Consider the following 12,559-nt stretch of genomic DNA (forward strand, 5'->3'; position numbering starts at 1 on the left):
ATGCATGGCAAGCGCTTGCCGTGCTAGGCTGAGGCGTCGTCTCAAGCCTGGGTTGTTGTTATGCCGCGCGCCATCGCCGACCGCTCGCCTCCTCCCTCCACCGGCCGCTGGGCCGCGGCGATGGCGCGCTTCGCCTCGCCGGCCGTGCGCACCTCCATGCGCCGCCGCGGCGGGGAGTTCCTGGGCGTGGTACTGGGGCTGGCCGGGCTGGCCCTGGCCGTGGCCCTGGCCAGCTACGACCCCGCCGACCCCTCGTTGTCCACTGCCACGGCGCGGCTGCCGCAGAACCTCGCGGGGCCGGCGGGCGCCATCGCCTCGGACGTGCTGCTGCAGGGCTTCGGCTGGGCCGGCTGGCTGCCGGCGGCCTGCCTGCTGTGCTGGGCGCTGCGGCTGGGGATGCATCGCGGCCTGAAGCCCTTTGCCGGCCGAGTCGCGGCGCTGCTGGCGGCGCTGCCGCTGCTGGCCGCCGCTGCCACCTTCGGCAACCTGCCTGTTCCCGCGGCGTCCGTGCCGGCGGGCGGCGCCGCCGGGCCGCTGGTGCGCGGCGCGGTGGACAGCGTGGCGCGCGGCTGGTTCGGCCCCTTCGGCGGCATGGCGGGCGATGCCTTCACCCTGGGCCTGGGCTGGCTGCTGGGGCTGCTGGCCCTGGGCATCCCGCTGATCGCCTGGCGCCGGGGCGCCGGCCTCGCGGCCAAGCGCGGCGCGCTGCTGGGCGCCTCGCTGGGGGCGGAGCTTTCCGCCCAGGCGACGCGGCGACGGGAGCGCGTGGCACCGACGCTGCAGCGGCCGTCCCGGGCACCGGCCGCGCCGGAGCGCCCATCGCGGATGGTGGCCTTCACCCGCTCGTTGGGCGGGCTGCTCGGCCGGCGGCGGGAACCCTCGCCCGGCATCCGCGAGCTGCTGGACAGCGCCGAGGCCGCCGCCGCCGCCCCGCCCCGCCCCCCGCGCGCCGGGCGCACCGCCCCCAAGCTGCATGTCCCCCCCGCCGGCGAGCGCGACCGCCGCCCCGAGCCGCGCCCGCAGCCGGAGGAGGAGGACGCGCCGGAGGCCCGCGAACGGCCGCTCTCCCCGCCGCCGCCACCGCGCCTGAACCCGAAAACCAGCGCCCCGCCGCCGCCGCGCCCCACCCGCCCGGCGCCCGAACCCGCGCCGGTGGCGGCGGGCTTCCGCCTGCCCTCGCTGTCGCTGCTGACGGAAGCACCGCCCCGCCGGGAAAGCGGCCCGTCGGAGGACGCGCTGCGCAGCACCGCCCAGCTGCTGGAAAGCGTGCTGGAAGACTACGGCGTGCGCGGCCGCATCGTGGAGGTGCGCCCCGGCCCGGTGGTCACGCTCTACGAGCTGGAACCGGCGCCGGGCACCAAGTCGGCCCGGGTGATCGGGCTGGCCGACGACGTGGCGCGCTCCATGTGCGTCACCGCCGTGCGCATCGCCACCGTGCCGGGCCGCAACGTCATCGGTATCGAGATGCCCAACGCCAAGCGGGAAACCGTCTACCTGCGCGAGCTGCTGGACGACGAGGACTGGCACCGTGCCCAGGGGCGGCTGAGCCTGGCACTGGGCAAGGATATCGGCGGCACCCCCGTGATCGCCGACCTCGCCAGCATGCCGCACCTGCTGGTGGCCGGCACCACCGGCTCAGGCAAGTCGGTGGCGATCAACACCATGATCCTGAGCCTGCTGTACCGCTACGGGCCGGACGAGTGCCGCTTCATCATGATCGACCCCAAGATGCTGGAACTGTCGGCCTACGACCGCATCCCGCACCTGCTGGCGCCGGTGGTGACGGAAAGCCCCAAGGCGATCGGCGCGCTGAAGTGGACGGTGCGCGAGATGGAGCGCCGCTACCGCGCCCTGTCCCAGCTCGGCGTCCGCAACATCGCCGGCTACAACAAGAAGGTGCTGGCGGCGCGCGAGCGGGGCGAGCAGCTGACCCGCCGCGTGCAGACCGGCTACGACCCCGACACCGGCAAGCCGGTGTTCGAGGACCAGCCGCTGGCGCTGGAACCCCTGCCGATGATCGTGGTGGTGATTGACGAGATGGCCGACCTGATGGTGGTGGCCGGCAAGGAGATCGAGGCCTCGGTGCAGCGGCTGGCGCAGATGGCGCGCGCCGCCGGCATCCACGTGATCATGGCCACCCAGCGTCCCTCGGTGGACGTGATCACCGGCGTCATCAAGGCGAACTTCCCCGCCCGCATCTCCTTCCAGGTGAGTTCCAAGATCGACAGCCGCACCATCCTGGGCGAGCAGGGCGCCGAGCAGCTGCTGGGCCAGGGCGACATGCTGTTCATGGCCGGCGTCGGCCGCATGAACCGCGTGCACGGTCCCTTCGTTTCGGACGGCGAGGTTGAGGCGGTGGTGGAATACCTGCGCGAGCAGGGCGAGCCCGCCTACATCGAGGAGGTCACCGAGGTGGACGAGGACGCCGAAGGGCCGACCGGCGCCCCCGGCGGCGGCTCGGATTCCGAGAAGGGCCTCTACGAGCAGGCGGTGTCCCTGGTCACCCGCGAGGGCAAGGCGTCGACCTCCTTCGTGCAGCGCCACCTCAACATCGGCTACAACCGCGCCGCCAAGCTGATCGAGCAGATGGAGAAGGACGGCGTGGTCGGCCCGGCCAACCATGTCGGCAAGCGCGAGGTGCTGGGCGGCCGCTCGGAGGACTGAGCGCGTCACCCGACCCGCCCCGGGCAGGCGCGGCCGGGCGGGTGCACCGGCCGGTGGCGGGACGGGTCCCGGGGCGGCCGAACCAATGGCCGGCCCGGGAGTTTTCCCAGCAGGCACGCCCCGCTCCCGCGGGGGCCGTGGCGCCCGGCCAGCCACCCTCCGGGGCGTCCCCTTCACCGGAGCCGAGAACCCCTTCCCATGCGCCGCCTGCTGATCCCGGCCCTGCTCGCCTCCCCGCTGGCCGCCCTCGCCCAGGACCGGCCGCTGCTGGAACCGCAGCGGGATGTCGCCGTGACCTATCGGCTGCTCGGGGAGGGCGCGCCGTCGCAGCAGATCGGCTGGTCCTGGCTGGCGGCCGAGCGGATCCTGCGCTCCGACATGCCCGACGGGTCCGGCTACGCGCTGAACGACCGCAACACCGGTTCCTTGCGGGTGGTGATGGAGGCGCGCCGCACCGTGGTGACCATGCCCCGCAACGCCCTGCCCACCCCCGGCATGCAGGCCAGCCCCACGGCCCGCTTCACCCAGGCCGGCACCGCCACCGTGGCCGGCCAGCCCTGCACCAACTGGCGCATCCAGGACCAGGGCACGGCGGTGGTGAGCTGCTTCACCGCGGACGGCGTGCTGCTGCGCACGGAAGGCGCCAACAACGGCCGCACCGCCGGGCTGGAAGCCGTCTCGGTCAGCTATGCCGCGCAGGATGCCGCCCGCTTCCACGCTCCCGCGGGCTATCGCGCCGTGTCGCTGCCCGAAGGCGCACGCCCCGGCGGCCCGGGCCCGGGTGGCACGGCCCCGGACAGCGCGGCGCCGGGCGGCACGGCGGGCACTGCCCCGCGCCGCTGAAGAGGGCGGGGGGGATCGCCCCGTTCCGCCTATGCCCCGGCGACGCCATCCTTCCGCCGCCCCCGGGCGTTTCCCTCGGGCCAGCGTGCCGCATCCGACGGAGGACCCGAACACCATGCGCCTGCCGAGCTTCGCCCTTGCGGCCGCCTGCGCCGTCCTGCCCACCCTGGCCGCGGCGCAGAACCGGCCGGTCCTGGAACCCACGCGCGACGTCGCCGTGACCTACCGCACCACGGGCGGCCAGCGCGAAAGCCGGATCGAGGCGGCCTATCTCGCCTCGCAGCGGCTGTTGCGCATGGACCTGCCGCGGCAGCGCGGCTGGGGCATCCTGGACCGCCGCACCGGCAAGGTGAAAGTGGTGGTGGAGGGCATGAACGCCGTGGTGGAGATGCCCGCCAGCGAGCTGGCCGAGATGGGCATCCCCGCCGAGCCCGGCCCCAATGCCCGCTTCACCCGCGAGGGCACGGACCGCGTCGCCGGCCTGTCCTGCACCAACTGGCGTTTCGAGGACGGCAACCGCTCCGGCCGAGCCTGCCTGACCGCGGACGGCGTGCTGCTGCGCGGCGAGGGCCGCTCGCCCGAAGGCCGGGGCGGGGTGGAGGCGGTGCAGGTGACCTATGCCCCGCAGGACCCGGCCCGCTTCCGGGTGCCGAGCGGCTCGCAGGGGTTGCAGCTGCCGCGTGGCCTGCCGCCGGGGCTGATGAACGGGCTGCTCGGCGGCGGGCGGGGTGGTTGAGGTTGCCGGGGAGGCAAGGAAGGCTGGGGGAGTGAACTCCCCCAGTCCCCCTCCTTCTTTCGGGAGTTTGGGGGTGCCCTGAAGGCACCCCCAAACTCCCGAAAATAGAAGGGGGTCCGGGGGGATACTTCCCCCCGGCTTGCTGTTCCTACACACCCAGCAGCTGGGTGGCGCGGTCCAGCACCTCGCCCCGGCCGGGGGGGGCCGGACCAGGCCTTGCCGGACGGCGTGCGGATCGGCCTAGGGCTGCAATTCCACCAGCACCGGCACGTGGTCGGAACACTGGGTCCAGTTGCGCGCGGGCTTCAGCACCACGTGCCGCCGCAGCGCGCCGGCGAGGTCCTGCGACACCCAGACATGGTCCAGGCGACGGCCGCGATCGGCCGCTTCCCAGTCCCGCGCCCGGTAGCTCCACCAAGTGTAGAGCTTCTCCTCCGCCGGCACGAAGTGGCGCAGCGCGTCGTACCAGCCGCCCGAGCGCTGCCAGGCTTCCAGCGCCTCGATCTCCACGGGGGTGTGCGACACCACGTCGCGCATCTGCCGGTGCGACCAGACATCGTGTTCCAGCGGCGCGATGTTCAGGTCGCCCACCAGCACGGCGCGCGTCGCCGGGCCGCGCGCCGCCTGCCAGGCCGTGACCTCGGCCAGGAAGTCCAGCTTGTGGGCGAATTTCGCGTTGACCGCGCGGTCCGGCACGTCGCCGCCAGCGGGGACGTAGAAGTCGTGCAGCTCGATCGGCCCGCCCGGCGCATCCACGTCCACGCCGAGGTGACGGCAATCGCCCTTGCCGCACCAGTCCGGCTCACCGGGGCGCAGCGACAGGGCGTGGCGGCTCAGCACCGCGACGCCGTTGTAGCCCTTCATGCCGCGGATGATCCGGTGCCGGAAACCCAGCGCGTCGGCGGCTTCGTGCGGGAAGTGCTCGTCGGGAGTCTTGGTTTCCTGCAGGCACAGCACGTCGGGGTCGAGATCCCCGACGAGCTGCGTCAGCAGCGGCGCCCGCAGGCGCACGCTGTTGATGTTCCAGGTGACGATCCGCACGGCCAAGCGCTCAAACGATGCGCGTGCGAACCTCGCCCACGCCCTCGATCATGCCTTCCAGCACGTCGCCGCGCTGCACCGCGGCCACGCCCTCGGGCGTGCCGGTCATGATCAGGTCGCCGGGGGCCAGGGCCACCAGCCGCGACAGGTTGGCGATGATCTCCGGCACCGACCAGATCAGCTTGCCGAGGTCGGAGGTTTGGCGCACCTGGCCGTTGACCTTCAGCTCGATCCGCCCGCGCGAGGGGTCCACGCCCTGCGCCGGCACCAGCACGCCCAGCGGCGCGGAATGGTCGAAGCCCTTGCCCATGTCCCAGGGACGGCCGGCCTTCTTGGCCTCGTTCTGCAGGTCGCGGCGCGTCATATCCAGGCCGGCGCAATAGCCCCAGACGTGAGTCAGCGCGTCGGCCTCGGCGATGTCGGACCCACCCGTGCCGATCGCCACCACCAGCTCCATCTCGTGGTGCAGGTCCTTGGTGGCGGTGGGATAGGGCATGTCGGCGCCGTTCAGCACCACCGTGTCGGCCGGCTTGGTGAAGTAGAAGGGCAGCTCGCGGTCGGGGTCGTGGCCCATCTCGCGCGCATGCTCGGCGTAGTTGCGGCCGACGCAGAAGATGCGCCGGACCGGAAAGGCGCCGCCGTCCCGGGTGGGGATGGTGACCTGTTCGGGCGCGGGGATCACGAGCTCGGCCATGGATGCTCCTCAACGGCGTTCGGGAAGGCCCGATCATACACCGTGCGGCCACGGGCCCGAAAGGCGAGCGGCCGGGGTCCGGAGCTGGAAATGGGAAGAACGGGCGACGGCCAAGGCTGGCCGTCCCGCAGGGGAAAGGCAGGGTGGCGCCCGGCCGGGGGGTGACCGGGCGCCGGTACTGCTAGAAGCACTACTTCCGATCGGAGTCGTGTGTCGGGCGAGCCGGCAGGGTAACCAGCTGCCGCCGGCATGAGTCAGTGCCGGCAAAGCAACTCTAACCCTTTTTACGAACAACGCAAAAGGAAGTTATGGACCTGCCCAGGGACTCGGCAGGCCGCATACATCACGGGCACGTGAACAGTGTAGAGATTGGTGAACTTCTACTCCGCCGCGAGCCGCGGCACCTGCTCCTCTCGCTTTCGCCGGTACGCGGCGGCTTCCTGCCCGAAAACATCGAATAAACGTCGCGACAGCGCATCCTGTTGCCAGTCGAACTCGGGATGCCACTGCACCCCCATCGCGAATCCGCAGGCACCCCCGACTCGCACTGCCTCCACCGTGCCGTCCGGCGCCCAGGCCTCGGGCACCAGCCGCGCCGCGGTCTGGGCGATGCCCTGGTTGTGCAGCGAGTTCACCGGCACGGCGTCCAGCCGCGCGTCCAGCCCCTGCCACAGCCGGGCCAGCGCGGAGTCCGGGTCCACCCGCACCGCATGCGCCTTGCCGGTGCGCACGCCCGGCATCGCCTGGTCGGAGGGGGTGGAATGGTCCATCCGGCCCGGCAGGTCCTGGATGCGCTGGTCCAGCGTGCCGCCCAGCGCCACGTTCAGTTCCTGGAAGCCACGGCATATCGCCAGTATCGGCACGCCGGCGGCGATCGCGGCGCGGATCAGCGGCAGGGTGGTGGCGTCACGCGCGGCATCCTCGGGCGTGCCGGCGCAATGGGCGGGGCCGCCATACAGGTCCGGGCACACGTTGGAGCGCGAGCCGGTCAGCAGCACGCCGTCCAGGTGCGGCAGCAGCTCCGCCACGATGTCCCCGCCGGTGGCGGGGATCAGCACCGGTACGCCGCCCACCGGGCCCAGCACCACCTCGGCGTAGTGTCCCGACGCGGCGTGGTTGGGGATCCCGAAGGTCCCGAACGGCTTCACGCAGCAGGAGATGCCGATCAGCGGTCGCATGGTTCTTCTCAGCCTCGGGGTGGAATGTGAGGGCCGGATGTGGCGGGACGGAGGCAATTCAACGCAATTCCCGTGCCGGCCGCTAGTCGCCGGCCGTACGGAGGATGCCTGCGGCTCAGCGCCGCCGCTGCATCTCCAGCTCCTGGAAGCGGGGATCGTTGAACTCGAACAGGGAGCGATCGAACTGCCCGCCGGTCTCGATCTGCGACAGGGTGACGCGGGTGTTGCGGCCCTGGGCGTCGGTCACCACCCATTGCCGCAGCTCGGTCGGCTCCTCCGCCAGCACCAGGGTCAGGCGGCCCTCGGCGGCGTTGTCCGTGCGGAACAGGGTGACGCGCAGGAAGCCGCCGGAGCGTTCCTGCCCCGTCACGGTCACGTCGCCCGACAGCTGAAGGTTGGGCCGCAGCAGGAAGCCCAGCGGGGTGGAGCCCACCGGCACCACGGAGGGCTGCCCGAGCTCCCGGTCGTAGTGCAGGAACTGGCCGTTGCTGGCCACCAGCAGCAGCGGCTCCGGCGGGTCGTAGTCGAAGCGCATCCGCCCCGGCCGCCAGATCCAGGCGGTGCCCTGGGCCGAGGCGCCGTTCTGCGCCAGCTGCAGGAAGCGCGCCTTCAGCGTGGTCAGCGTGTTGAAGTAGTTCTCGATCCGCCGCAGGTCGGCGGCCTGCGCCGGGCCGGGACCGCGGCTGGTCTGGGCGTGCAGCGCGGGGGCGGCCAGCAGGGCCGGCAGGGCGGATAACAGGGCGCGTCGGATCATGCCGCCCATGTGATGGGGCGCAGGGGCCGGGAAAAGGGCGCGTTAAGGCTTCGGCAACCCTGACACGCACTTCCTGCACGGCATGGACCTGATGCAGACCGCCACCCGCGACCCGGCCGCGCCCGCCCGCGCCGCGCGGGCCGCGACGCCCCTGCGCGCCGCCGCGGATGGGGCGGCCAGCCCGCCGCCCGCCGCCGTGGTGGCCGTGCTGCCCGACCCGGAACAGCCGCGCGGCCTGGCCAACTGCCTGCTGGCCCTGTCGCGCTCCCAGGGGCCGGCCGGGCTGCCCCTGGCGCCGCACGGGCTGGCGGTGCTGGTGCTGGCGGACTCGCCGGCGGCGTCGCGGGTGGCCGCGGCCTGGGCGCCGCAGCTGCGCTTTCCCCTGGCGGTGCTGCCGGCCACGGACCGGCCGCTGGACACGGCCACCGCCTGGGCGGAGTCCCTGGGCGCACCGGATGCCCCGGTGCTGCTGACCACCGCCGGCAGCCGCGTCGCCCCGGACTGGGCCTATACCCTGGCGGAAGCGCTGCGCGACGGTGCGGAGGCCGCGCAGGGCCCGGTGCACGGCGCCACCCCGCCACCGGGCTTCTTCGCGAACTGGCGCCGCCGCGCCGACCCGTCCAGCCTGGGGCTGCAGGCCCGCACCGCGCGCGCCCTGCGCCACGCCGGGCTGGCGGAACTGTGCCGCCTGCGCACCACGCCCGTGGCGGACGCCGCGGTGGACCGCGGCCCGCGCCCCGCCGGCTGAGCGCCCAGCCCAGCCCGGCTCAACCCAGCCCAGCTCAACCCAGGGCGCGCCAGCCGATGTCGCGGCGGCAGAAGCCTTCCGGCCAGCGCAGGGCGTCCACCGCGGCATAGGCGGCGTCGCGGGCCTCGCGCAGGCTCCCGGCCGTGGCGGCGATGCCCAGCACGCGGCCGCCATCGGCCAGCACGGTGCCGTCCGGCCCCGCCACCGTGCTGGCCTGGAACACGGTGGCGCCCGGCACGGCGGCCGCCGCGTCCAGCCCGCCGATCGCGGTGCCGCGCAGCGGGGTGCCGGGATAGCCGCGGGCGGCCATCACCACCACAACGGCCGGGTCGGGCGACCAGTCCAGCGCCACCGCGTCCAGCCCGCCCTCGCAGGCGGCCAGCAGTGCCGCGAGCAGGTCGCCGCGCAGCCGCAGGCACAGGACCTGGCATTCCGGGTCGCCGAAGCGGACGTTGTACTCGATCAGCTTCGGCCCTTCGGCCGTCAGCATCAGCCCGGCGAAGAGCACGCCGCGGAACGGGGTGCCGCGCTTCGCCATCTCCGCCAGGGTGGGGCGGATCATGCGGGCCATGACCTCGTCGCGCAGCGCTTCCGTGAAGGCGGGGGCGGGGGAATAGGCGCCCATGCCGCCGGTGTTGGGGCCGGTGTCGCCCTCGCCGACGCGCTTGTGGTCCTGCGCCGCGGCCAGGGGCAGGGCCTGGGTGCCGTCGCAGAGCGCGAAGAAGGAAATCTCCTCGCCGAGGAGGCATTCCTCGATCACCACCGCCGCGCCGGCCTCGCCATGCGCGCGGTCGTCCATCATGGCGGCCACGGCGGCCTCCGCCTCGGCCACGCTCTGTGCCACCACCACGCCCTTGCCGGCGGCCAGCCCGTCCGCCTTGACCACGATCGGGGCACCCTGGACCCGCAGGTGGTCGCGCGCCGCGGCACTGTCGGTGAAGCGGGCCCAGCGCGCCGTGGGCACGCCGGCGGCGTCGCAGATCTCCTTGGTGAAGCTCTTGGAGCCTTCCAGCCGCGCCGCAGCCGCCGAGGGCCCGAAGCAGCGCAGCCCGGCCTCGGCGCAACGGTCGGCCAGGCCCAGGGTCAGCGGCGCCTCGGGGCCGCACACCACGAGGTCCACCGCCTGGTCCCGCGCGAAGGCGACCAGCGCCCCTATATCCTCCGCGCGGATGGGCACACAGGTCGCGACCTCGGCAATGCCGGGATTGCCCGGCGCGCACCACAGCCGCGTCAGCAGGGGCGAGCGCGACAACGTCCGGGCCAGCGCGTGCTCCCGCCCGCCGCCGCCCACCAGCAGCACCTTCATGTCAGGCAACCCCGCGGTTTGGTCCGAGGCGCCGGCGCGTAGCATACTGCGCCGCGATGAGCGAAGCCGCCGCCCCCAAGGCCTCCAACGTCCCCGAATTCACCGTGGCGGAACTGTCCGGCGCGGTGAAGCGCACGCTGGAAACCACCTTCGGCCGCGTCCGCGTGCGCGGCGAGGTCACGGAATGCCGCCCCTACGGCAGCAACCGCTTCTATTTCTCCCTCAAGGACGAGGGCGGGCAGCTGCGCGCGGTGATCTGGGCCTGGAGCCCCGGCCGTTCGGGCGTGAAGCCGGAGAACGGCACGGAGGTGATCGCCACCGGCAAGATCACCGCTTATGGCGACCGCTCCACCTACCAGATCGTGGTGGACCGGCTGGACTATGCCGGGGAAGGCGCGCTGCTGGCCCGGGTGGAGCGGCTGCGCAAGGCGCTGGACGCCGAAGGCCTGTTCGCCGAGGAGCGCAAGCGCCCGCTGCCCACCCTGCCGCGGGTGATCGGCGTGGTGACCTCCGCCCAGGGCGCGGTGATCCAGGACATCCGCACCACGCTGCTGCGGCGCTTCCCGTCGCGCATCATCCTGTGGCCCGTGGCGGTGCAGGGCACGGGGGCGGCGGAACAGATCGCCGCCGCCATTGCCGGCTTCGGGGCGCTGCGCGCGGATTTCCCGCGGCCCGAGGTGCTGATCGTGGCGCGCGGCGGCGGCTCGCTGGAGGACCTGATGGCCTTCAACGAGGAGATCGTGGTGCGCGCCGCCGCCAACTGCCCGATCCCGCTGATCTCGGCGGTGGGGCACGAGACCGACACCACGCTGATCGACTTCGCCTCCGACCGCCGCGCCCCCACCCCCACCGCGGCGGCGGAACTCGCCGTGCCCTCGCGCGCCGAGCTGCTGGAACAGGTGCAGCAGCGCGCCCTGCGGCTGACCCGCGCCGGGCAATCCGCCCTGGACCGGGTGCGCTACCGGCTGGCCCAGGCGGCGGGTGCCCTGCCGGACCTGCCGGGGATGCTGCTCAACGCCCGGCAGCGGCTGGACGACCGCGGCGAGCGGCTGGCGCTGGCCCCCCGCGCCCTGCTGCGCGACCGCCGGGCGCGGGTCAATGACGCCACCGCCGGCCTGCCCGACCTGCCGGCGCTGCTGCGGGCGGAAGGCGACCGGCTGCGCGACCGCGGCGAGCGCCTGCGCCTCGCCCCGCGCGGGCTGATCGCCGGCAAGCGCGCCGCGCTGGGGGCCGCCGCCGCGCGGCTGCCGCATCCGCGCGAAACCGTGGCGGCGCATCGCGCGGCCCTGCAACTGCTGCAGGCCCGGTCCGGCGCCGCGGCGGCGCGCAGCCTGGACCGGGCGGCGCGGCAACTGGCCCGCCTGCCCGACCCGGCGCCACGGCTGGAATTCCGCCTGCGCGAAGCCCGGCTGGCGCTGGAGGGTCTTTCGGCCCGGCTGGAAGGCGCCTCCTACCAGGGGCTGCTGGCGCGCGGCTTCGCCCTGGTGCGCGATGCCGGCGGCGCGCCGGTGACGCGCGCCGAGGCCGTCGCCCCCGGGGCGCGGCTGCGGATCGAGTTCAGCGACGGAGGGATCGAGGTGCAGGACACGCGCGGCACGAAGCGGACCGCCCCGCCCGCGGCCAGGCAGCAAGGATCGCTGCTGTGATCGGCCGTCGCGCGGCGCTGGCGCTGCCCGGGCTGCTGCTGGGCTGCGCCGGGGAAACCTCCCGCGCCGCCCCTTCGGCCAGTGCCCCGGCGGCGGCAGGCGCCACCCCCGCCGCGTCCCTGGACATCCCCGCTTCCGGGCTGACACAGGGCGGCCTGGCCGTGGGCCGCGCCGCGCCGGGCACCCGCCTGACCCTGGACGGCCGCGCCGTGCCCGTGTCGCCCGAGGGCATCTTCGCCCTGGGCTTCGGCCGCGACGCGCCGGCGGAAGCGGTGCTGGCCGTCACCTTTCCCGGCGGCCGGGCGGAACAACGCCGGCTGGCGATCGCGCCGCGGCACTGGAATGTGCAGCGCATCAACGGCCTGCCGGAAGCGCAGGTCACGCCCGGCGCACCCGCCCTGGCCCGCATCCAGGCCGAGCAGCGCCGCCTCAACGAGGCCCGCCGCACCAGCACGGCCGTGCCGCACTACGCCGCCGGGCTGCACTGGCCGGCACGCGGGCGGATCAGCGGCATCTACGGCAGCCAGCGCATCCTGAACGGCCAGCCGCGGGCCGCGCATCTCGGGCTGGACATCGCCGGGCCGGTGGGCACGCCGATCGCCGCCGCCGCCGCCGGGCGGGTGACCCTGGCCGAGGATCTGTACTTCACCGGCAACACGCTGCTGGTGGAACACGGCCACGGCGTCACCACGCTCTACGCCCACCTGTCGCGCATCGACGTGTCGCCGGGGCAGGAGGTGTCGCGCGGCGAGCCGATCGCGCTGATGGGCGCCACCGGCCGCGCCACCGGGCCGCACCTGCATCTCGGCCTGTTCTGGGGCGCCACCTCGCTGGACCCGCAGCCGGTGCTGGAGGGCTGAGCGGCGGGCGGCGCGCCCGACCCCCGGCGTGATCCCCGCCCGCCGCCCGATTGCGGCGGGGCGGCCGGGACGGGCAGAATGCCACCTTC

The 12,559-nt window shown here is 74.2% G+C and carries 11 protein-coding genes; 6 read left to right on the plus strand and 5 right to left on the minus strand.

Annotated elements, in window-relative coordinates; all coding sequences use genetic code 11:
• Positions 1-60 precede the first annotated feature (60 nt).
• The 3 genes from ACLIBK_RS06435 (at position 61) to ACLIBK_RS06445 (ending at position 4,243) form a co-directional block, all read left to right on the plus strand.
• Positions 61-2,664: a DNA translocase FtsK 4TM domain-containing protein gene (locus tag ACLIBK_RS06435; protein ID WP_415386410.1), complete on the plus strand. Its 2,604-nt coding sequence runs from the start codon at positions 61-63 to the stop codon at positions 2,662-2,664.
• A gap of 198 nt (positions 2,665-2,862) precedes the next feature.
• Positions 2,863-3,507 (plus strand): hypothetical protein, encoded by a 645-nt coding sequence (locus ACLIBK_RS06440; RefSeq protein WP_415386411.1) that lies wholly within the window; start codon positions 2,863-2,865, stop codon positions 3,505-3,507.
• Between the two features lie 115 nt (positions 3,508-3,622).
• Positions 3,623-4,243, plus strand: coding sequence for a hypothetical protein (locus ACLIBK_RS06445; protein ID WP_415386412.1), 621 nt, complete (start codon positions 3,623-3,625; stop codon positions 4,241-4,243).
• Positions 4,244-4,483: 240 nt separating this feature from the next.
• Here the strand turns inward: ACLIBK_RS06445 and ACLIBK_RS06450 are convergent, their stop codons facing one another.
• The 4 genes from ACLIBK_RS06450 to ACLIBK_RS06465 form a co-directional block, all read right to left on the minus strand.
• Positions 4,484-5,284 (minus strand): exodeoxyribonuclease III, encoded by an 801-nt coding sequence (locus tag ACLIBK_RS06450; RefSeq protein ID WP_415386413.1) that lies wholly within the window; start codon positions 5,282-5,284, stop codon positions 4,484-4,486.
• A 10-nt stretch (positions 5,285-5,294) separates the two neighbouring features.
• Positions 5,295-5,978 carry a fumarylacetoacetate hydrolase family protein gene (locus tag ACLIBK_RS06455; protein ID WP_415386414.1) on the minus strand — a complete coding sequence of 228 codons (684 nt, stop codon included), beginning with the start codon at positions 5,976-5,978 and terminating at the stop codon, positions 5,295-5,297.
• A gap of 380 nt (positions 5,979-6,358) precedes the next feature.
• Positions 6,359-7,156, minus strand: coding sequence for a gamma-glutamyl-gamma-aminobutyrate hydrolase family protein (locus ACLIBK_RS06460; protein WP_415386415.1), 798 nt, complete (start codon positions 7,154-7,156; stop codon positions 6,359-6,361).
• Positions 7,157-7,271: 115 nt separating this feature from the next.
• Positions 7,272-7,910, minus strand: a complete 639-nt coding sequence (locus ACLIBK_RS06465) for a LolA family protein (protein WP_415386416.1) — start codon at positions 7,908-7,910, stop codon at positions 7,272-7,274.
• 91 nt (positions 7,911-8,001) lie between these two features.
• Between ACLIBK_RS06465 and ACLIBK_RS06470 the strand changes: the two genes are divergently transcribed.
• Positions 8,002-8,658, plus strand: coding sequence for a hypothetical protein (locus ACLIBK_RS06470; RefSeq protein ID WP_415386417.1), 657 nt, complete (start codon positions 8,002-8,004; stop codon positions 8,656-8,658).
• A 34-nt stretch (positions 8,659-8,692) separates the two neighbouring features.
• On the opposite strand, the gene purD is transcribed toward ACLIBK_RS06470, so the two are convergent.
• Entirely contained in the window at positions 8,693-9,964 is a 1,272-nt protein-coding gene (gene purD, locus ACLIBK_RS06475) for a phosphoribosylamine--glycine ligase (RefSeq protein WP_415386471.1), read from the minus strand.
• Positions 9,965-10,020: 56 nt separating this feature from the next.
• On the opposite strand from purD, the gene xseA reads away from it, so the two are divergent.
• The gene (xseA, locus tag ACLIBK_RS06480) at positions 10,021-11,610 is read left to right on the plus strand and encodes an exodeoxyribonuclease VII large subunit (RefSeq protein WP_415386418.1); all 1,590 of its coding nucleotides are present in this window, start codon (positions 10,021-10,023) and stop codon (positions 11,608-11,610) included.
• Positions 11,607-12,470, plus strand: coding sequence for a M23 family metallopeptidase (locus ACLIBK_RS06485; protein WP_415386419.1), 864 nt, complete (start codon positions 11,607-11,609; stop codon positions 12,468-12,470). Before xseA ends, ACLIBK_RS06485 begins: the two co-directional genes overlap by 4 nt.
• Positions 12,471-12,559: the final 89 nt, after the last annotated feature.

The sequence above is a fragment of the Roseomonas sp. BN140053 genome, from assembly GCF_047690175.1.
Lineage (GTDB): Bacteria > Pseudomonadota > Alphaproteobacteria > Acetobacterales > Acetobacteraceae > Roseomonas.